Annotated in this window: 20 protein-coding genes, 2 tRNA genes and 1 pseudogene; 15 read left to right on the top strand and 8 right to left on the bottom strand. The window is 54.1% G+C overall.

All coding sequences use genetic code 11. The annotated features are described in order from the left end of the window. The first annotated feature begins 121 nt into the window (after positions 1–121). The 7 genes from carA to F1379_RS03075 all read left to right on the top strand — a co-directional run bounded on the left by carA (position 122) and on the right by F1379_RS03075 (position 6,634). A complete protein-coding gene (gene carA / locus F1379_RS03100) occupies positions 122–1,300 on the top strand; it encodes a glutamine-hydrolyzing carbamoyl-phosphate synthase small subunit (protein WP_150266212.1) in 1,179 nt (392 codons plus the stop codon). 1 nt (position 1,301) lies between these two features. Further along, complete coding sequence (gene carB / locus F1379_RS03095; protein WP_150266210.1) at positions 1,302–4,520, top strand: carbamoyl-phosphate synthase large subunit; 3,219 nt, start codon at positions 1,302–1,304, stop codon at positions 4,518–4,520. A 121-nt stretch (positions 4,521–4,641) separates the two neighbouring features. Then, a complete protein-coding gene (gene pyrF, locus F1379_RS03090) occupies positions 4,642–5,379 on the top strand; it encodes an orotidine-5'-phosphate decarboxylase (RefSeq protein ID WP_150266208.1) in 738 nt (245 codons plus the stop codon). Further along, the gene (gene pyrE, locus F1379_RS03085) at positions 5,376–6,017 is read left to right on the top strand and encodes an orotate phosphoribosyltransferase (protein ID WP_150266206.1); all 642 of its coding nucleotides are present in this window, start codon (positions 5,376–5,378) and stop codon (positions 6,015–6,017) included. Before pyrF ends, pyrE begins: the two co-directional genes overlap by 4 nt. Before the next feature lie 182 nt (positions 6,018–6,199). Further along, positions 6,200–6,364 (top strand): hypothetical protein, encoded by a 165-nt coding sequence (locus F1379_RS29960; protein ID WP_019909365.1) that lies wholly within the window; start codon positions 6,200–6,202, stop codon positions 6,362–6,364. Positions 6,365–6,439: 75 nt separating this feature from the next. Beyond that, positions 6,440–6,513: transfer RNA gene (locus tag F1379_RS03080), tRNA-Met, on the top strand. 47 nt (positions 6,514–6,560) lie between these two features. Then, positions 6,561–6,634: transfer RNA gene (locus F1379_RS03075), tRNA-Ile, on the top strand. Positions 6,635–7,101: 467 nt separating this feature from the next. Here the strand turns inward: F1379_RS03075 and F1379_RS03070 are convergent. Then, on the bottom strand, positions 7,102–8,103 hold the full coding sequence (locus tag F1379_RS03070; RefSeq protein WP_162551065.1) for a VanZ family protein: 1,002 nt from the start codon (positions 8,101–8,103) through the stop codon (positions 7,102–7,104). A gap of 252 nt (positions 8,104–8,355) precedes the next feature. On the opposite strand from F1379_RS03070, the gene F1379_RS30795 reads away from it, so the two are divergent. Further along, entirely contained in the window at positions 8,356–8,514 is a 159-nt protein-coding gene (locus tag F1379_RS30795; RefSeq protein WP_476739479.1) for a YhjD family protein, read from the top strand. A 63-nt stretch (positions 8,515–8,577) separates the two neighbouring features. On the opposite strand, the pseudogene F1379_RS30790 reads toward F1379_RS30795, so the two are convergent. After that, positions 8,578–8,646, bottom strand: a pseudogene (locus F1379_RS30790) (helix-turn-helix domain-containing protein); the annotation flags it as partial. A gap of 345 nt (positions 8,647–8,991) precedes the next feature. Next, positions 8,992–9,150, bottom strand: a complete 159-nt coding sequence (locus tag F1379_RS29955; protein WP_203457021.1) for a glycine zipper domain-containing protein — start codon at positions 9,148–9,150, stop codon at positions 8,992–8,994. Between the two features lie 338 nt (positions 9,151–9,488). Between F1379_RS29955 and F1379_RS03060 the strand changes: the two genes are divergently transcribed. The 3 genes from F1379_RS03060 to F1379_RS03050 all read left to right on the top strand — a co-directional run bounded on the left by F1379_RS03060 (position 9,489) and on the right by F1379_RS03050 (position 13,218). After that, positions 9,489–11,885 (top strand): alpha-L-arabinofuranosidase C-terminal domain-containing protein, encoded by a 2,397-nt coding sequence (locus F1379_RS03060; protein WP_150266199.1) that lies wholly within the window; start codon positions 9,489–9,491, stop codon positions 11,883–11,885. Positions 11,886–12,058: 173 nt separating this feature from the next. Further along, positions 12,059–12,190, top strand: coding sequence for a YjcZ family sporulation protein (locus F1379_RS03055; RefSeq protein ID WP_150266197.1), 132 nt, complete (start codon positions 12,059–12,061; stop codon positions 12,188–12,190). A 254-nt stretch (positions 12,191–12,444) separates the two neighbouring features. Beyond that, positions 12,445–13,218, top strand: coding sequence for a 2-phosphosulfolactate phosphatase (locus tag F1379_RS03050; RefSeq protein ID WP_239004534.1), 774 nt, complete (start codon positions 12,445–12,447; stop codon positions 13,216–13,218). A gap of 3 nt (positions 13,219–13,221) precedes the next feature. On the opposite strand, the gene F1379_RS03045 is transcribed toward F1379_RS03050, so the two are convergent. After that, complete coding sequence (locus F1379_RS03045) at positions 13,222–13,434, bottom strand: hypothetical protein (protein WP_150266193.1); 213 nt, start codon at positions 13,432–13,434, stop codon at positions 13,222–13,224. 58 nt (positions 13,435–13,492) lie between these two features. Between F1379_RS03045 and F1379_RS03040 the strand changes: the two genes are divergently transcribed. Beyond that, a complete protein-coding gene (locus F1379_RS03040; protein WP_150266191.1) occupies positions 13,493–14,089 on the top strand; it encodes a hypothetical protein in 597 nt (198 codons plus the stop codon). Positions 14,090–14,255: 166 nt separating this feature from the next. On the opposite strand, the gene F1379_RS03035 is transcribed toward F1379_RS03040, so the two are convergent. After that, positions 14,256–14,798: an ImmA/IrrE family metallo-endopeptidase gene (locus F1379_RS03035; protein WP_150266189.1), complete on the bottom strand. Its 543-nt coding sequence runs from the start codon at positions 14,796–14,798 to the stop codon at positions 14,256–14,258. Between the two features lie 211 nt (positions 14,799–15,009). Beyond that, positions 15,010–15,186: a YjfB family protein gene (locus F1379_RS03030; RefSeq protein WP_150266187.1), complete on the bottom strand. Its 177-nt coding sequence runs from the start codon at positions 15,184–15,186 to the stop codon at positions 15,010–15,012. A 171-nt stretch (positions 15,187–15,357) separates the two neighbouring features. Here F1379_RS03030 and F1379_RS30205 point away from each other — a divergent pair, with 171 nt between their 5' ends. Continuing rightward, a complete protein-coding gene (locus F1379_RS30205) occupies positions 15,358–15,516 on the top strand; it encodes a hypothetical protein (RefSeq protein WP_239004533.1) in 159 nt (52 codons plus the stop codon). 56 nt (positions 15,517–15,572) lie between these two features. Here F1379_RS30205 and F1379_RS30505 read toward each other — a convergent pair whose 3' ends face one another. Both F1379_RS30505 and F1379_RS03020 read right to left on the bottom strand, forming a co-directional pair. Beyond that, a complete protein-coding gene (locus F1379_RS30505) occupies positions 15,573–15,707 on the bottom strand; it encodes a hypothetical protein (protein WP_275262080.1) in 135 nt (44 codons plus the stop codon). A gap of 105 nt (positions 15,708–15,812) precedes the next feature. After that, a complete protein-coding gene (locus F1379_RS03020; RefSeq protein ID WP_150266185.1) occupies positions 15,813–16,250 on the bottom strand; it encodes a NucA/NucB deoxyribonuclease domain-containing protein in 438 nt (145 codons plus the stop codon). Positions 16,251–16,402: 152 nt separating this feature from the next. Between F1379_RS03020 and F1379_RS03015 the strand changes: the two genes are divergently transcribed. Further along, the gene (locus tag F1379_RS03015) at positions 16,403–16,801 is read left to right on the top strand and encodes a cytidine deaminase (RefSeq protein ID WP_203457028.1); all 399 of its coding nucleotides are present in this window, start codon (positions 16,403–16,405) and stop codon (positions 16,799–16,801) included. A 110-nt stretch (positions 16,802–16,911) separates the two neighbouring features. Beyond that, on the top strand, positions 16,912–18,402 hold the full coding sequence (locus F1379_RS03010; protein WP_150266181.1) for a glycosyl hydrolase: 1,491 nt from the start codon (positions 16,912–16,914) through the stop codon (positions 18,400–18,402). Positions 18,403–18,719: the final 317 nt, after the last annotated feature.

The raw sequence follows: 18,719 nt of genomic DNA, 5'->3' as shown, positions 1-18,719 counted from the left end.
GGGCCAGGCGGGATGCGCTGTATGCATGATAAACCATACGGCGGCATTTGCCCGCGCGTACACTCCGGAAGTATAGGCAAATACAAGAAATACACTACAGAACAAGAAGGAGTGGAAGGTAATGCAGTCGAGATTGCTTCTGCAGGACGGAACGCTGTTTACAGGCACCGCTTTTGGCGCCGAAGGCGAAATGACGGGTGAGGTTGTTTTTAACACAGGGATTACAGGTTATCAGGAGGTGCTGTCGGACCCGTCTTACTGCGGACAGATCGTGACCATGACTTACCCGCTGATCGGGAACTATGGCATTACCCGCGATGATTTTGAATCCGTGCGGCCTTTCGTCCACGGCTTTGTGGTCCGTAACCATGAAGCGGTGCCGAGCAACTGGCGCGCCGAATACAGTGTAGACGATCTGCTGAAGGAGTACGGCATTCCCGGCATCAGCGATATCGACACACGGATGCTGACCCGCATTATCCGCCACTACGGTACGATGAAGGCCATCCTGACGACCTCGAACAAACGCGTCGAGGAACTGATGGAAATGATGAACGATACGACGATTGAAGAGCTGCGCAACCAGGTTGCCCGCACGTCCACAAGCAAGTCCTACAGCAGCCCGGGACATAAGGAAAGAATCGTGCTGGTTGACTATGGCGCAAAGACCGGCATCCTGCGCGAGCTGAACAGCCGCGGCTGCGACGTGGTTGTTGTGCCGCATGATGTAACCGCAGACGAGATCCGCCGCCTGAACCCGGATGGCATCCAGCTCTCCAACGGTCCCGGGGACCCCAAGGATGTACCGTATGCCGTGAAGACCATCTCCGAGCTGCTCGGTGAATATCCGATCTTCGGCATCTGCCTGGGTCACCAATTGTTCGCTCTGGCTTGCGGCGCCGATACCGAGAAGCTGAAATTCGGCCATCGCGGCGGCAACCATCCGGTCAAGGAGCTGGAAAGCGGACGCTGCTTCATCACTTCGCAGAACCATGGTTACACGGTCAACGAGGAATCGGTGAAGGGAACCGAGCTTGAAGTGACCCATATCAATAACAACGACAAGACCATTGAAGGTCTGAAGCATACCCGCTACCCCGCATTCTCGGTGCAATACCACCCGGAAGCGGCGCCGGGACCATATGACAACAGCTATCTGTTCGACCGTTTCCTGGAGATGATCCGCGAACATAAGGCGAAGACGCCAACCGTCTCCCGCCAGGCGCAGCTTGCCGCCAATGCCAGAATCACGGCACCGAAACCGACAATGAAGCTTGAAGCCGTGAAAGGAGCACTATAACATGCCTAAGAACGATAAACTCAAAAAAATTCTCGTGATCGGCTCCGGTCCGATTGTCATCGGCCAGGCTGCCGAGTTCGACTACGCCGGTACCCAGGCCTGCCAGGCGCTGAAGGAAGAAGGCGTCGAGGTAGTGCTGATCAACAGCAACCCGGCGACGATCATGACCGATACCAATATGGCCGACAAGGTCTACATTGAACCGATTACGCTGGAATTCGTAACCGGAATTATCCGCCAGGAGCGTCCGGACGGCCTGCTGCCGACGCTGGGCGGCCAGACCGGACTTAACATGGCTGTGGAACTGGCCCGTGCAGGCGTGCTGCAGCAGGAGAATGTGAAGCTGCTGGGCACCCAGCTGGGGTCCATCGAGAAAGCGGAAGACCGCGACCTGTTCCGTGAGCTGATGCGCGAGCTGGAGCAGCCGGTGCCGGACAGCACGATTATTACCACGGTGGAAGAATCACTCGCTTTTGCAAGAGAAATCGGCTATCCGCTGATTGTCCGTCCGGCCTACACGCTGGGTGGAACCGGCGGCGGCATCTGCGACAACGAAGAAGAGCTGGTGGAAACGGTCAAAGCGGGCATCCGCTACAGCCCGATCGGCCAATGTCTCGTCGAGAAGAGCATCGCCGGCATGAAGGAAGTCGAATATGAAGTCATGCGCGATGCCAACGACAACTGTATCGTAGTCTGCAACATGGAGAACTTTGATCCGGTTGGCGTGCATACCGGTGACAGTATCGTCGTGGCGCCAAGCCAGACGCTGTCCGACCGCGAGTACCAGATGCTGCGCAGTGCTTCGCTGAAGATTATCCGTGCGCTCAACATCGAAGGCGGCTGTAACGTGCAGTTCGCGCTCGACCCGCACAGCTATCAATATTATGTTATCGAAGTGAATCCGCGCGTCAGCCGCTCTTCGGCGCTGGCCTCCAAAGCGACCGGCTACCCGATCGCCAAGATGGCTGCAAAGATCGCCCTCGGTTACACGCTGGATGAAATCGTCAACCCGGTTACGGGGCAGACCTATGCCTGCTTCGAGCCTACACTGGACTATATTGTCAGCAAAATCCCGCGCTGGCCGTTCGACAAGTTCACCTCGGCCAACCGCAAGCTGGGCACGCAAATGAAGGCGACCGGCGAAGTAATGGCCATCGGCCGTACCTTCGAGGAGTCGATTCATAAGGCGGTCCGTTCCCTGGAGATCGGCGTTCACCGCTTCCGGCTGCCGGGTGCGGAGAAGCTGGAAGACCAGGTGCTGCGCACACGGCTGGCCAAGGCCGACGACGAGCGCCTGTTCCTGATCGCCGAGGCCTTCCGCCGCGGCTATGAGCTGCAGGAAATCCAGGACATCACCCGTGTAGACTGGTGGTTCCTTTCCAAGATCGAAGGTCTGGTACAGTTCGAGGATGTACTGCGCAGCGAAGAGAAGCTCAGCGCCGAAACGCTGTATCAGGCCAAGCGCAAAGGCTTCACCGACCGGGCGATTGCCGAAATCCGCGCTGAAGGCGGACTTGACGAGCAGGTTAAGGAAGCGGAAGTACGCAAGCTTCGTCTCGGCCAGGGACTGACGCCGGTATTCAAGATGGTCGATACCTGCGCCGCAGAATTCGAGGCGTCCACGCCTTATTACTACTCGACCTATGAGACAGAGAATGAAGTGACCCCATCCGACAAGCAGAAGGTTGTAGTGCTTGGCTCCGGCCCGATCCGTATCGGTCAGGGGATTGAGTTCGACTACTCCACGGTGCATGCGGTATGGGCGATCCAGAACGCCGGCTATGAAGCGGTTATCATTAACAACAACCCGGAGACAGTGTCCACGGACTTCAACACTTCGGACCGGTTATATTTTGAACCGCTGTTCTTTGAAGATGTGATGAACGTCATTGAGCAGGAAAAGCCAATCGGCGTTATCGTACAGTTCGGCGGACAGACGGCAATCAACCTGGCTGCGCCGCTGGCAGCGGCAGGCGTCAACATTCTCGGCACCAGCCTGGAGAGCATTGACGAAGCCGAAGACCGCAAACGGTTCGAAGCGCTGCTCGGCCGCCTGCATATCGCCCAGCCCAAAGGCAAGACGGTCACGAACGTTGACCAGGCTGTAGAAACCGCGCAATCGCTCGGCTATCCGGTGCTGGTGCGTCCATCTTATGTCCTCGGCGGCCGCGCGATGGAAATCGTCTATAACGATGCCGAGCTGATGAGCTATATGGTCGAAGCGGTGAAGATTAATCCGGAGCATCCGGTGCTGATTGACCGTTATATGCTGGGCAAGGAAGTGGAGGTCGACGCCATCTGCGACGGCGAGACTGTAGTGATTCCGGGAATCATGGAGCATGTGGAACGCGCAGGGGTTCACTCCGGCGACTCCATCGCCGTATACCCGCCGCAATCGCTGGATGAAGGGCTGAAGCAGAAGATTACGGACATTACGATCCGCATCGCCAAAGAGCTGAAGACCGTCGGTCTGGTGAACATCCAGTTCGTCATCTTCCAGAACGAGGTGTATGTCATCGAAGTGAATCCGCGCTCCTCGCGTACGGTTCCATTCTTAAGCAAAGTAACGGGAATTCCAATGGCGAACCTGGCTACCAAAGTAATTCTGGGCGGCAAGCTTACGGAAGAAGGATACACCGAAGGGCTGTGGCAGGAAAGCGAATATGTCTCGGTTAAAGTGCCGGTGTTCTCCTTCGCCAAGCTGCGCAGAGTAGAGCCGACGCTCGGACCGGAAATGAAGTCGACCGGTGAAGTCATGGGCCGCGACAAGCTGTATGCCAAGGCACTCTACAAAGGGCTGATCGGTGCCGGAATGAAGATACCGGCCAGCGGCGCCATCATCGTCACTGTTGCGGATAAAGACAAGGCAGAAGCGGTAGAGCTGATGAAGGGCTTCCATGCCATGGGCTACAAAATCATCGCCACCGGCGGTACCGCCAGCGCCCTGGAGCAAGCGGGTCTTAACGTCATGAACGTTAACAAGCTGGGTGAAGGCGAGCCGACGATTCTTGATCTGATCCGCAGCGGCCAGGCGAACTTCGTCTTCAATACGCTGACCAAAGGTAAAACGCCGGAGCGCGACGGGTTCCGTATCCGCCGTGAAGCCGTGGAGAACGGCGTGGTCTGCATGACCTCGCTTGACACGGTAGCGGCGCTGCTGAGCATGCTGCAGACGATCAACTTCTCGTCGCAGTCGATGCCCGCTTTTATCGGACAATAACAGAAGAGCATGAACACCCGCCAGATGGAACGGTTTGCGTGATTACGCAGACCGTTCCGCTGCGACCGGGGCTAAACATATACTGTGCGGCATTCCGCACAGCTAAGGAGCGGTTAGATTAATGGTATCCACACGCGATGAAATGGCCGGAAGACTGATGATTCCGCTCGATTATCCCACTGCCGACCACGCCAGGGCGCTGATCGAGAAGCTGGAAGGCATCCCATGTTACATGAAGGTGGGTATGCAGCTGTTCTATGCGGCCGGACCGGATTTCGTCAAGGAACTGAAAGCGCGCGGCTACTCCGTGTTTCTGGATGTTAAAATGCATGATATCCCCAATACGGTGCGCGGCGGCGCCGAGAGCATCACCAGGCTGGGCGTTGATATGTTCAATGTCCATGCCTCCGGCGGCACGGCGATGATGAAGGCGGCCCTGGAGGGGGCGGCTAAGGCGGTAAGCGAGCTGCCTTCGCTGCAGCTGCCGCTGATCATTGCAGTAACACAGCTGACCAGCACAAGCAAGGATGTCATGAACAGTGAGATCGGTATTCCGGGGGAAGTCGAGGATACCGTAGTACACTATGCTCGGCTCGCGGCAGAAGCCGGTCTGCACGGCGTAGTGGCCTCGCCGCAGGAGTCGGCGGCCATTACAGCGGCCTGCGGCCCGCAGTTCCGTACCGTAACGCCGGGTATCCGTCCGGCAGGGGCGTCGCTGGATGACCAGACACGCGTTATGACGCCAGGGCAAGCCATCCGTCAGGGCAGCCATTACCTGGTCGTGGGGCGGCCCATCACAGGCGCACCGGACCCGCGCCAGGCAGCACTTAATATAATCGAGGAGATGATTCAGGCATGAGCCAAGTACTGAGCAGAAGTGAACAGGTGGCAAGCTATCTACTGCAGATCGGAGCGGTGGCGCTGCGTCCGCAGGAGCCGTTCACCTGGACCTCGGGCATCAAATCGCCGATCTATTGCGACAACCGGCTGACCTTGTCCTACCCGGAAATCCGCAACTATATCGCGGCAGGCTTCGCCGAGCTGGTTAAGGCGGATTATCCGGATGCCGAAGTCATAGCCGGAACGGCGACGGCGGGGATCCCCCATGCCGCCTGGGTAGCGGACAAGCTGGACCTGCCGATGGCTTACATCCGTGACAAAGCAAAGGGTCACGGCAAGCAGAACCAGATCGAAGGTCTCATCGCCCCTGGACAGAAGGTCATCGTCATCGAGGATCTGATCTCCACTGGAGGCAGCTCTATCAAGGCTGCGCAGGCTGTACAGGAAGCAGGCGGCGAGGTGCTGGCCGTACTGGCGATTTTCAGCTATGAGCTGGACCGGGCGGTGAATGCCTTCACAGAGGCTGGTGTACCACTGCAAAGCCTGTCCAATTACAGCACGCTGATCGGCGTTGCGCTGGACCAGGGGAAGATTGCCGAGAGTGATGTCTCCCTGCTGCAGGCGTGGCGCAAAGATCCGGCTTCGTTCGGAGTATAAGCGTATAGCGCCGAATCGCTGGAACAATAGTGGAGCCCTCTGCCTTTAGGTGGGGGCTTTTCCATATATTTAACACGGCGGCGGGTACCAAGATGGCAGGGGAATCTGAGTACTTTTGCGCAAAGTGGGTATCATAAGTTCTGGGCAGAGATCATACATTGCGTAAAGGAGAAGCATTCATCATGAATTGGATCTACTTTGCAAAGCTGTTCAGAACAAGGTTTCAGGCCGGTTGTCTGGCCAAGCGGCTGGAGCAGGACGGCTGGATTTACGGCTATCATGATCCGCGTTTTGTGGAGATTTACCGTTCCCGCAAAGGGCGTTACGGCGTCCGCTTTCTCCCTTGACCAAATTCATCCTTGACTTATGGGCCCGGAATGATGTATATTAACTATTGTCGCTGTTTGAATATATCTTAACGACGCGGGGTGGAGCAGCCCGGTAGCTCGTCGGGCTCATAACCCGAAGGCCGCAGGTTCAAATCCTGCCCCCGCAATTCTTTTATGATCAAACAGCCATTGTTAATACGGACATTTGAGATCCGGGCCCTTAGCTCAGTTGGTTAGAGCGGTCGGCTCATAACCGATTGGTCACAGGTTCGAGTCCTGTAGGGCCCACTTCCACGAAACCCTTGCCTAGCAAGGGTTTTTTTCTGTCTAAAGGTTGGTGAAGCGGGTAAGTTGGCTATTCATTGCAACCGCCAAAAAGGCAAATGGTCACATTTTGGTCACGGCGTGATTTCACTCTCGCTTTTTTGGCTCATTCTCATCTTGGCATCGATGAGATCGGCCACCAGATGGATTATGGCGGAGTCGTCGAGAAATTTACTCCGGACTCCATCAAGCTTTCAGGAGCATACTTCGTGAGGCAGCGATTTGAATTTGAGCAGAGACAAAATAATCCGGTTTACCTCTGCGCCTTTTCATATTGGTTCGTTACGGATACTTATCAAGCAAGTCACAGCTCCTTGCTTCTAAATTTAGCGTTCATACCATAATAAATTTACCCGCCGGGCATCAGCCTGACGGGTTTTTGCTATACAATAAACTCAGAAAATACTGGGCTTCGAGGCACCCCAAACGCACTAACTGCCGCCCAGCAACCGATGAATTCGCGTAGCCCACTTTTGGCCGGCATTGGCTTCTATTAGCGTGAGATCCCAAAATACCGCGTTGGTTTGAGGGTCGGTAGCATCGTTGAAGATGGCAATCGTGAGCTGCTGCTTGCCTCCAAGCGGCACCCTAAAAGATTCCGGCTGATTTTCGCCCGGTCCGATATTAACATGCATGGAGTAAATCACTTCTCCGTCGGCGCTAATAATGACGCGGCTGCTGCCGCTGCTCGTTCCATTTATCGCGTCGTCAGGAACGGCAAAATTACCGGAAAATTCTTTATACTGTCCGTCAAGGTGTAGTGCGAACTCGTGGTGTCTCGGATTATCGCGGCTGTATAGATTGATCGTCGGTTCGATCGGCTCCTGCCCTACAGTGAAACCGTTGAACCTTGATTCCCACCGCACTTCGCCATGCTCAAGGGCGAATTGGTCCAAAGCCTTGATCTCACCGTGGCCGTGATCCAGATAATGATTGAGACCACTCACGGCGGAGTAGACGATCGACGTCAAAACCGCTCCGGAGAACAGGATCTTGAGTAAACCTCTTGGCGACGTACGATCGCGGCGGATCAGTCGTTGGGCGCCATAGCCGACAATCGCACCCAGTGTATTAATGACGATATCATTGATATCAAACGCACCCAAATGCGTCACCATCTGGATCAGCTCAACCCCGGTAATGGCTGCTAAGAAGACCAGGGAGAACGGCAGGAAGCGGCAGCGAATCAGTAGCGGAATTACTAGCCCGAACGGTACGAATGCCAGATAGTTACCCAGGTTGAAGACCCAAAGCTTCAAATATCCATCACTCGGAAACCGCAGCGGAATCCCGTCAAATGCCAAATGATACCGAAAGCCCGTATCTGGCAAAGTCGATGAGCGGCTGAAGCCGACGAACAAGAAAAATAGTGTGAGGCTTACATATAACCCGAAGCCGATCCAAGAGACTCTCCTCATTTTCCCATGAAACATGATGCATGACCTCTCTTTAATACTCAGTATATTGTCCATAGCCGGGAGAAGACGCATAGGTCGAATGTAAGCAATCTCCGTCAGGGCCAGCAAGTCAAGCAGCGACAGGCTAATAAAAGCAAATCAGCAGTCAACGCTTACAAGTGATGAGCATATCATAATCAGGGATCTGATACTACTAAAAGCCCGTCGGCGGGGAGCGTTGCTCTCCAATGCGGAACGGACAATGGTCCGGGATCTAATTTTGCTGCCATACATTTTATACCGGACGAGCAGGATGACTTCATTTCGTACTATAAAATCTTCTTCCGCGGATACGAGAAGCAGTTCGGGCTGACCCGGGATGTGATGCGCACGGAGATCAGCCTGCAGCTCACCAAATATACCTCGGAGCTGGGGATGGTAATGTAAGAACACATGAAATGAGAAGACCCGCCGATTATTCGGGCGGGGTTTCTCGTGCTCTATGTACTCGATCAATTCCCCGGTATCCATATTCAGGTATCGACAGAGCTTATCCAACGTCTCAAAGTCTACGCGCAAATTGTATTTTGCGCAGTGCGAAGATGCAGGGACAGAAGGATTAAGGTTTATGAGATTACTTCTTCTTTTTAAAAAAACCAAAGACAAACAAGAGAATTAAAACAACAATTATAAATTTCACAGCTATCACCTCTTTTTCGGATTATAGCATGATCTGCACGGTTGCTCGGCTGTTGAATACCGGGATATAAACTTTAGTCGCTGTAGAATTGTCCATCCGTTACACCTTCTTTCCTGAAAATAATGACTCCGTACCGGAAAGTGAACTTGTACTGCTTCTACAGCACTTTGTAATAGTGCTAGATTTACCTCACACCGTATCAAGTGGGGATGGTTATACGCCGATCAGTCCTTCGGTTTCTTGGATTTACCTGCTGCGGAGAACGCGATCCCGAAGAGGATTCCGAGACTGATCCCCAGAGCGACATTGTCGAGTGTTAACCAGAAAATTACGCCAAAGCATACGCCTATTGCCATTCCGCCAGCTGCCGGTTTATTGGACATGCCGGACACCTCCTGCTCTTGTTTTTTTAAATGTACGAATTTAAAATACCTGGCGTTTCAGGAAAAAGTAAAGAAAATAAATATTAGTTAATGTTTTTATTAATAAAATAAACAGCCCATCAATAAAGCCTGCCGTAAAAGTGCCTCTTAATCCGCTGAATTCACCTTCGGTACTCCATACCTTGGGACTCTTTTTGACATTGACGTTCCCGGATTTAACTCCTATAATTGTTCGGAGAAGAGTGAATTAAATAATATTATTGTTAATTAAAAGTTACTGTTCTACCATTCCTTAACGTGCAAGTATCAGCCAACCGATCGGGGAGGAACCACTATTTATGGAAACGCTTGCCAAACTGAAAGTGTATACGAAACAGACGGGAGCCGAGCTGGGAGATTTGTTCGGTATCTTCTTTGAGGATTTGAACCATGCCGCCGACGGGGGATTGTATGCGGAGCTGGTGCGGAACCGGTCCTTTGAATTCGAGCCGGTGGATCATCCGGACTATCATGCCTTGTCCGCTTGGGAGAAGGTAGAACGCGGAGGTGCACGCGCCTCGCTGCGGGTGGGCAGCGAATCGCCGATTCATCCTGCCAACCCTCACTACGCGGTGCTTGAAATCGATGAGCAGGGAAGCGGCGCGGGCCTTATGAACACCGGCTTCAATTCGGGTATTGCGGTGAAGGAAGGGGAGCGCTACATCTTCTCTGTATACTTACGCTGCGGGGAGCACAGCGGACAGCCGGTACAAGTCGCCATTGAAGACCGGAACGGAAGGGTCTGCGCCGCTGCGGAGATTCCGGCCTATGCCGCCGAATGGCAGAAATACGAGGCTGTATTGACCGCCGATTGCACCGATCACGCCTGCCGGCTTGTTATTTTGGCCGAAGGACGCAGCCGACTGGAGCTTGATATGGTGTCGTTGTTCCCCGAGAACACCTACAAGAACCGCCGCAACGGCCTGCGCGCGGATATTGCCGGGCTGCTGGCAGAGCTGAAGCCGAAATTCATGCGTTTTCCCGGCGGGTGCCTGATTCACGACGGGTCACTGAGTCCGGAGGACCGCGATTCGATGTACCGGTGGAAGAATACCGTCGGCGATCTCGCTGCGCGTCCGCCACGGCGCAATAACTGGCGATACCATCAGACGCTCGGGCTCGGGTATTACGAGTATTTTCAATTCTGCGAGGATATCGGCGCCAAGGCTATTCCGGTATTGCCGGGCGGGTATGATCCGCACCACCGGCGGATCGTGCCGATTGATGACCTGGGCCCGTGGATTCAGGATGCGCTCGATGTCATTGAATTTGCAAGAGGTGACGAATCGACGGAGTGGGGCGCGATTCGCAGCTCGATCGGCCATCCCGAGCCGTTCGGCCTGGAGTATATTGCTATCGGCAACGAGGAAGTAGGCGAGCCGTTCTTCGAGCGGTATCCGTATTTTCACCGGGCGATCAAAGAACGGTATCCGGACATGCAGGTAATCAACAGCAGCGGTCCGTTCGCAGCGGGCGGCGAATATGAGCGGGGCTGGGCTTCGGCGAGAGAACACGGCTCGGATCTGGTCGATGAGCATTATTACTCTTCACCGGAATGGTTCCTGGCCAACATCGACCGGTATGACAGCTTCAAGGCGGATGATCCCAAGGTGTTCCTGGGAGAATACGCGACCTGGGGAAATACCTACTACAATGCGCTGGTTGAGGCGGCGTTCATGACCCGGCTGGAGCGCAATGCCCATGCGGTAGCCCTGGCTTGCTACGCGCCGCTTCTGTGCAATGTGGATTATGTCAACTGGAAGCCGGATATGATCTGGTTCAACAATCATCAGGTCTGCGGCTCGGCGAATTATTATGTGCAGAAGCTGTTTATGAACCATCAAGGCGACCGTCTGCTGCGGATTGAAGCGGAGAACCTGCCGCCTATCCAGACAGCCGCGGCGCAGCCTGTACAGGGCGGTGTGGTGCTGGCCGCAGAGCGAGCCGCTGTTACTTACCGGAATATTTCGCTGACAAACAATCTTACAGGTGAACAGCTGCTGTATGCCGATCAGGTAGCGCTGAATGATACGGATAGCGTGAAGGGCACTGACGATCATGTGCAGTCCTTCAGCTTAGGCCAGGCCGAGTGGACGGATTGCACATTGCGCCTGACCGCAAGAAGAACAGCCGGGCCGCGCGGCTTCCTGATACATGTGGGCGTCAAGGATGACGATAACCGGCTGACCTGGGAAATCGGCGGCTGGCAGAACCAGGACACCGTACTCGTGTCCCAGGTCAGCGGCAGAGGCTCCTGTCTGACCCAGAGTCTCTTTACCGTAGAGAGCGAGGTCGATTATGAGCTGGAGCTGCATATTAAGGGCCGGACAATCCGGGCTTCGATCGACGGCGTTCCGGTCAATGTGGCCGAGGATCGGCTTCCGGACATTCAACCGCTCTATTATACGGCCAGTGTGGAGGATGCCGGCGGAGATCTGATCGTCAAAGCAGTGAATGTGAAGGAGACCCCTCTGCCCGCCCGGATAGAACTGATGGAGCTTTCCGGCGATGTGAGTGAAGTGGAGGTTACCGAGCTATCCGGCTTTGAGCTGGACGATATCAACAGCCTCGATGATCCGCATAAGGTTAGCCCGTCAACCCATATACTGGCGCTCAAGGATCATGTGCTGGAATATGAATTTCCGAAGCATTCGGTGACGGTATTCCGCGTGAAGCGAAAAGCAGTAAGGCAGTAAGGGCAGTGAGGCAGTAATAACCTGAGGATACCCCTAGGGAGACGGAGCCCGTTTCACAGCTTTAGCGTAATCCGGAAATTCCATATTTTTAGCGGCCCTGCGTCATTCACCCAGTCAGCGTCGGGTAATTTGCATATTCTGTGCTGTACCCACAAATGAAGGAGGAATGGGAAATGGGCGCTTGTTATGGTGAAAATACGGGTCCTGTGGCTGCAGCAGCAGCTTGTGGACTGGGAACTTCGACTGCTGCAATTCTGGTGTTGTTCATTCTGCTCGTCATCATCACGAAAGCATTCTGGGTGTAGTCCTGTCGTAAGCTAACTTTTGAAAAAGCAGCTGTACCATGCAGCGGCGGCCGGAAGACTGCTAAAGTCACGGCTGGCCGCTGCTTTATTGTGCACTCGCGAATTAGGGTATGGAAAGAGCATGCGTCAAAGGATATAATTTCATAAACGGGCCAGCGATAGACAAGCCCGATTGTGGGGTAATGTGCCTAATAGGCTGTACATATTTGCCGGCGTTAAGAGCAGCCGCCGGGGACAGAAAAGGGGTCGTTTCATTGTTTTATGACCAGGTACCATATGACATCAAGGTAGAATGGGGCCCTAAAGGTGCCCGTAAGGCTGCGGAGCGCGGAGAGATCGTTATTATTGTGGATGTGTTGAGCTTCTCTTCGACAGTCGTTACTGCGGTCCAGCATAAAGCGAGGGTCTACCCGTTTGCGCCGCCCATCAACGAAAATGCGAAAGCGTTTGCGAGAAGAGTGGATGCCGAGCTGGTGAGAGGCAGGGCCGAGGCTCTTAGAGAAGGCGGCCATTCCCTGTCGCCGTTATCCTTCAGTTCGGCGGATGCCGGGCGCGGCTTCGTCTTGTGCTCGCTGAACGGAGCGGCCTGTACGACCATTGCCGCCCAGGTTCCGGCGCTTCTGATCGGCAGCCTGCTGAACGCCGCAGCGGTGGCGGAGGCCGCAGAACGGTTAAGACAGGAGCTGCAGCGGAGCGTCACGGTGATTCCTTGCGGGGAGCTGTGGCCGGATACCGGCCCACTCCAGCATCTGCGCCCGGGCATAGAGGATTACCTGGGTGCCGGCATGATTCTCTCCCGGTTGTCAGGCAGCAAGTCGCCCGAAGCGGAGGTATGCCTTGGCGCGTACAGGTCCAGCGAGTCCAGACTGAGCGAGCTGATCTGGGACTGTGCCAGCGGCCGGGAGCTCCGCGAGCGCGGCTACGAGGACGATGTAACCTACTGCTGTCAGGCGGACATCTGCCGTGCCGTGCCGCTGCTGCGTGAAGACCGGTTCGAGAATGCCGGCGAGCGGGGCAGTTGGGTGTAGTCTCTAAGACTTCTCCCTGCCCACAAGCAGCGAGGTACAGACCAGGGACACTAGAAGTATGACGCCCATAGCCGCCATCTGAACAACGTTATTGTAAGGATCGGGCACGGTGAGCAGATCGAACACGATCTCCTTCAGTGCCCAATACAGTATCCTGGACAGGCTGAGGAATACAAGACCTGCCACAATCCAGTGCCGCATTGCTCTCCAATTCATGGAATCAACTCCTTGGCGGGAATTCCGCCATGTTTTTTATGTATTAGCGGTTTAATATATGGTAAAAAATGCTTGTGAGTCATACAATACGTTCAGGGAGGTGTTAACGACCATTAAAATATACTCTAAATTTCTGGTCATGTTTAGTTTATGCTTTGTTGCCTTGACTGGTTGTGCCAATACAGACAACGTTGCAGCCCCCACACCCACTGCCGAAACAGAGCGTATACAAGGTGACTGGATCAGAAAAAAGCTTGATGATTATACAAACATAATGTTTCGCTTTGCCGAAAGGCTGGAAATCACAGAGAATGAGAATGAATACAGCCTGGTTCTCAGTTTTGTTCCCGAAGTCGGATCAGCGCCTGTCAAAGAACTTATTTATCAATCAATGGCCGAGTATGCATGGAGCATTCATCAATTCTTCCCGGAGGTTACCCGGTATGAATTCCATGTGCTTTGGGATGATCGCAGTAAAGATGATGTAATGCAGGCTTTGATTGATGAAGAAGGTGTAAACGAGCTTAACAACAATTATTATAGTGTTAAAATGGATCAAAGAGGAGAACTGGAGGCTTCGTGGCGAAAGGTCTTCTCCAATATTACGGAGAACGAAATTTCGCAAAAGTGGCATGATAAAGATACGGGTGCTTAGCACAGAAAGCAAGTTTCAGTGTACATTCAGCGGGATTTCATATGCGGTTAAGCAACCGGGAGTATAGTTACATCCATACCCCCCTTATTATATAGCTGGACCCTGCCGGATACGGCAGGGTCACTTTTTTGTAGGGCGGCACCGGATGGTTGCTTCGGGCTTCTGCTTACACGGGACTCGAGGAGCTCAGGCAGCCAGTCTCCTGCTTCTCCATGACGGCGATCAGCTGCCCCTGAAAGATGCGTCTCTGGATCTGGTCGATCCGCTGCAGAGCGAGTGCACCGGGTACCTGAAAGACGGCACCCAGAAAGGAGACGGCGGCTTCACGCTGCTCCGGCACCGGAAGCTGTGAGATCATCGAGATCGGCATGGCCGCATACAGCAGGAAGCGCTCCGATTCATCCTGCTCTCCCCGGGTGAATTGTTCGGGCATCAGCGCATTGCTGCCGGAATGGCGCAGCAGATGGCACAGCTCCTGGAGGAACTCCAGACGCTGCCAAGCAGCCGGGAGCCGGCTGTCAATGAACATGGTGTACATCCCGCCGGAGGCTTCCATGGCCTTGCTGCGCATCTCCAGGTAATGCACCCGGATGTTCAGCCGTGCGGCGATGTAATCAATCGAGATATGGGCAGGCTCACGCACATTCAGCTGCCGGTACAGCTCTTCCGTCCATTTCTCAAGTGCGGTCGTCTGATAATAGGAATACATCGGATCACCCCTTAACATAAGATCGTATGTTCGTATTTATCCCGAAAAAGAAAAGCCCGCAGGCTTTATAAAAGAATATAAGACTGTATGAGGTGAACCTAAAAACAGTCTTATGCTTCCCGCAGAGACGGACACCGTCCGTATAAGGACGGCGCAGCCGCTTCTGCTCGATTCAGGAACAAATGTTCTTATGTATTTAAGGATAATGCAATTACACCTGAATATCAAGTGTTTTCCCCAGCGTAGGGTGCGTGCTTTGGTTAAGCATTTGTACCATGTTCTGGCTGTTGGTTTCCGCGGTATTCTTGGCGATATTCATTACCGCCAGACTGGCAGCCTGCTGCAAGGAAGCCTGGCTCATTACGGTTGACAATGCGGCAATATCCATGAGGTTCCTCCTGACCGTATGTTATTGTTGGACTGCTGTACTTTAGTAATATCGACTTCACGCGGCTCATTCATTAGCTGAAGATGAGTTCTTTACCGATTGGCCCATGCGGCCTACGGGTCATATACATATGCTGTTTCTGAACACAAACTTCACAGGGAGGAATCGAATATGGGTATGGAATATGGTTGCGGTTGCGGTAATAACGTAGGCGGGGTTAATCAGGGCCCTCCGGTAGCTCCGATTGTCAACCCTTGGTACACATCCACCAACGCTATTCTGGTACTGTTCATTCTGCTGGTCATTATCCTGAAAGCCTGTATATTCTAAAGCTCTGCCGCCTCAGCGGTGCACCCCCGTCCCGGTTAACGCCAGGACGGGGCTCGTTACTTCTTCCTCCGGTGTGCCGGACCGATCTGGCGGATGGTTCTGCCAGTGTCCACATCGATCTGGACAATATATAAGTCCCTCACCGTACCCGAGAGTGTAAACCATTCTCTAAATGCCTCCGCTTCGGTCATAGGGCCGTACAGCCTTCTTCCCCGGTAACAAATATAAAACACTCTTCTCTCCGTCTTTGGAATTATATTCCACACCATTGTACGCTTTTTTGTGAATGATGTTGCTTATTTGAACATAAATTCAACTCGTGTGCCGTTGGCATAGTCCTCCAGCTGGTTGCCTACCCAGCTGCCGGCCCCGCGGTTATCGCTTGGCGTTATGTATTCAATGTCGGCCCCCGCGCCGCCTTCGGCGCACATGGCCATCGGCCATTCATCCCGGTCGTAGCCCTCCTTGGTCGGTACCCCCTTCAGCGATTCCTTGCGGTTACCCTCAGCATTGTCCCGGTCGATCGTGCAGACGGCAGATTCCCCGTTCCTGATCGCTTCCTGAATATGCTCGGCCGTCTCCGGGTAACGGTCCTCCGGAAAGACCAATTGAATGACCTCAGAGTCATTCTTAACCGGCGGTTCTACCGGTACCCCGTTCTCTTCGAACCAATAAGCGGCCAGCAAGAGAAGGACGAGCAGGGTGAGGGTGGAGACCATTTTGCGCTTCTTCATGTTGTTCCTCCTGAAATAGATGGTCGGCGGCTATCGCTAGCCTAACTTATTTAGTATAGCTTAAATTCCCGGCATTTTAGTATACTGGGCTATGATCACAACCAGTGAAAAGAGTGAAACAGGAGGACAATTCCGTGAATTATGAGATTTCTATGGAAGACGAAACATTGATTGCAGCCGCGCAGGAGATGATCCGTAAACGTTATCAGTGGGAACGCCATCATGTCGGTGCAGCGCTGCGGACCCGCAGCGGAGAAATCTTCGCCGCCGTACATCTGGAAGCCAGCTTGTCACGGGTGACGGTGTGTGCAGAGGCGATGGTCATCGGCAAAGCGATTTCCGAGGGGTATACGGATTTCGATACGATTGTCGCGGTCCGCCATCCAGACCCGGATAGTGAGGACCGTGAGATCAAGGTGGTATCGCCCTGCGGAATGTGCCGGGAGCTGATTGCGGATTACGCACTGAATTGCAAGGTGATTCTTCAAATGGAGGACGGGCTGTCCAAAGCGGATATCACTGATCTGCTTCCGCTGCGGTACACCAGATAGGCCGGAGCAGCAAGCGTTGCGGTTTTGTCAAAAAAATGTTCATCCGCCGCCTCCTTGTCCCGCCCGCTGTCATAGAATGGAGCAAAACTTCCAAAGGGTGGTGTTCAACAATGGCGGAGCAACGACATCTTCGGAGCATGCTTGATTCCGCATCGCGGCTGGTCGGCGATGCCGCGTGGCAGGCCTCCTTCCGCGAGCTGCTGATGACGCCGGCCGACGATGCATTGGCGGTGCCGGCACGCAATCTGCTGGCAGCGTTGTACGCTTTGCAGGGCAGCGGTATTATCAGCGGCCAGCATGACTATCTGGAAAGCCCGGATGAATACACGTACAAGCTGATGAATGTGACGGGGAAGCATGCCGTGCTGCACGGCTATGAGATGGGTGCGATCAACAATCAGACTGAGGCGGTCATTGCCGCCCAGCGGCAGGCCGTGACCGACAGCGCCATCCGCTGGCACAAGGCCGGCGGGATCGTCACGATGACCTATCACGCGAATCTGCCGGGAACAGCCCCGGCGTGGTCCAACGTCTCCAGAGGATTAAGCGAAGAGGAATTCGCGAAATATATCACGCCCGGAACCGGTGAGCACGCCAAGCTGCTGGCGGAGCTGGATAAGGCGGCCGTATACCTCAAGAGGCTGAACGACGCCGGTGTTCCGGTTCTCTGGAGACCGTATCATGAAATGAACGGCGGCTGGTTCTGGTGGGGCCGCAAAAGCCGTTTCCGTGAGCTGTGGCAGCTCATGTTCGAGCGGTATACCGGCCACCACGGATTGCATAATCTGCTGTGGGTGTGGAGTCCCAACGCCAAGAACCAGTGGTGCGACGACCCGGCGGGTTATTATCCCGGAGCGGGCGCCGTCGATGTGCTGGCCCTCGATATTTACGAGGGAGATTACAAGAACAGCCATCATGACCAGCTGTGGGACCTGGGACGCGGCAAGCTGATTGCCATCGGCGAGAACGGCGAGCTGCCTGCGGCGGCCCTGCTTGCCAAGTCCCAGAAAAAATGGTCCTACCAGATGACCTGGGGCAAGCTGCTCTTCGAGAAGAACAGCAATGCGGTCATCAAGGCTTTTATGCTGGATAGCTTCGTATATAACCGCGATGAATATGCCGTCAAGATAGCGAACCTGAACGCTGGGCCGCCGGAAGACAGTATGCTGGTGTCGGGTCTGACGGGTGAATATTTCAATAACATGACCCTTGGCGGTACTCCGGTACTGGTGCGCACCGACGCCAATATTAACTTCAGCTGGCAGCAGGCTGCACCCGATCCCGCCGTCTCTGCCAACGCGTTTTCGGTGCGCTGGAGCGGCCGGATCTGTCCATCCTACAGCGAAAGCTACACCATTTACTCTTCCTCCGATGACGGCATCCGGGTCTGGATCGACGGAGCGCTGGTCATCGACAGCTGGATCAAACAGAGCGGGCAGGAACGTAAAGGAACGGTCACGCTTACGGCCGGCCGGCTGCATGCACTGAAGGTAGAGTATTACGAGAACGCGGGTGACGCCAAGGCGGTGCTGATGTGGGAAAGCGCCAGCCAGACCAAAGGCGTGATCCCTGCGGAAGCTTTTTACCTTCCTGAAGAATAAACCGCAGGCCCTACAGACTCCCGGCTTATACTGGGAAGTTGGGCTGCCGGTGAGCATATGCGCTGCAAAGCTGGCTTAATTGTATCTCGTACAATTAAAACGCCGGCTAGTCGCGAGAATATGACTTTAGTTGTATCTGGTACATCTAAATATCAGCGTTCCTTTGAAAAGGCGCGATTCTGGCGATTTTAGTTGCAGAGAATGCAGTTAACCGGCCTGCTCCATTATTTTTCGTCCGAATAGATGTACAAAGTGCAGCTATTCACCATAAAAGAAACTCACAAGCCCAAGCCCGGCGTCCGCAATGATTCGGCTTT

Origin of the sequence: Paenibacillus tepidiphilus, from assembly GCF_008635795.1 — a bacterium.
In the GTDB taxonomy this organism is placed as follows: Bacteria; Bacillota; Bacilli; order Paenibacillales; family Paenibacillaceae; genus Paenibacillus_AQ; species Paenibacillus_AQ tepidiphilus.
Note: the sequence above shows the minus strand (reverse complement) of the source record. Positions and strands in the feature narration are given on the sequence as shown.

Excerpts from the sequence above, each read along its gene's own strand:
- carA (WP_150266212.1), top strand. The coding sequence starts at position 122 with ATGCAGTCGAGATTGCTTCTGCAGGACGGAACGCTGTTTACAGGCACC.
- carB (WP_150266210.1), top strand. The coding sequence starts at position 1,302 with ATGCCTAAGAACGATAAACTCAAAAAAATTCTCGTGATCGGCTCCGGT.
- pyrF (WP_150266208.1), top strand. The coding sequence starts at position 4,642 with ATGGTATCCACACGCGATGAAATGGCCGGAAGACTGATGATTCCGCTC.
- pyrE (WP_150266206.1), top strand. The coding sequence starts at position 5,376 with ATGAGCCAAGTACTGAGCAGAAGTGAACAGGTGGCAAGCTATCTACTG.
- F1379_RS29960 (WP_019909365.1), top strand. The coding sequence starts at position 6,200 with ATGAATTGGATCTACTTTGCAAAGCTGTTCAGAACAAGGTTTCAGGCC.
- F1379_RS03070 (WP_162551065.1), bottom strand. The coding sequence starts at position 8,103 with ATGTTTCATGGGAAAATGAGGAGAGTCTCTTGGATCGGCTTCGGGTTA.
- F1379_RS29955 (WP_203457021.1), bottom strand. The coding sequence starts at position 9,150 with ATGTCCAATAAACCGGCAGCTGGCGGAATGGCAATAGGCGTATGCTTT.
- F1379_RS03060 (WP_150266199.1), top strand. The coding sequence starts at position 9,489 with ATGGAAACGCTTGCCAAACTGAAAGTGTATACGAAACAGACGGGAGCC.
- F1379_RS03055 (WP_150266197.1), top strand. The coding sequence starts at position 12,059 with ATGGGCGCTTGTTATGGTGAAAATACGGGTCCTGTGGCTGCAGCAGCA.
- F1379_RS03045 (WP_150266193.1), bottom strand. The coding sequence starts at position 13,434 with ATGAATTGGAGAGCAATGCGGCACTGGATTGTGGCAGGTCTTGTATTC.
- F1379_RS03040 (WP_150266191.1), top strand. The coding sequence starts at position 13,493 with ATGGTAAAAAATGCTTGTGAGTCATACAATACGTTCAGGGAGGTGTTA.
- F1379_RS03035 (WP_150266189.1), bottom strand. The coding sequence starts at position 14,798 with ATGTATTCCTATTATCAGACGACCGCACTTGAGAAATGGACGGAAGAG.
- F1379_RS03030 (WP_150266187.1), bottom strand. The coding sequence starts at position 15,186 with ATGGATATTGCCGCATTGTCAACCGTAATGAGCCAGGCTTCCTTGCAG.
- F1379_RS30205 (WP_239004533.1), top strand. The coding sequence starts at position 15,358 with ATGGGTATGGAATATGGTTGCGGTTGCGGTAATAACGTAGGCGGGGTT.
- F1379_RS30505 (WP_275262080.1), bottom strand. The coding sequence starts at position 15,707 with ATGACCGAAGCGGAGGCATTTAGAGAATGGTTTACACTCTCGGGTACG.
- F1379_RS03020 (WP_150266185.1), bottom strand. The coding sequence starts at position 16,250 with ATGAAGAAGCGCAAAATGGTCTCCACCCTCACCCTGCTCGTCCTTCTC.
- F1379_RS03015 (WP_203457028.1), top strand. The coding sequence starts at position 16,403 with ATGGAAGACGAAACATTGATTGCAGCCGCGCAGGAGATGATCCGTAAA.
- F1379_RS03010 (WP_150266181.1), top strand. The coding sequence starts at position 16,912 with ATGGCGGAGCAACGACATCTTCGGAGCATGCTTGATTCCGCATCGCGG.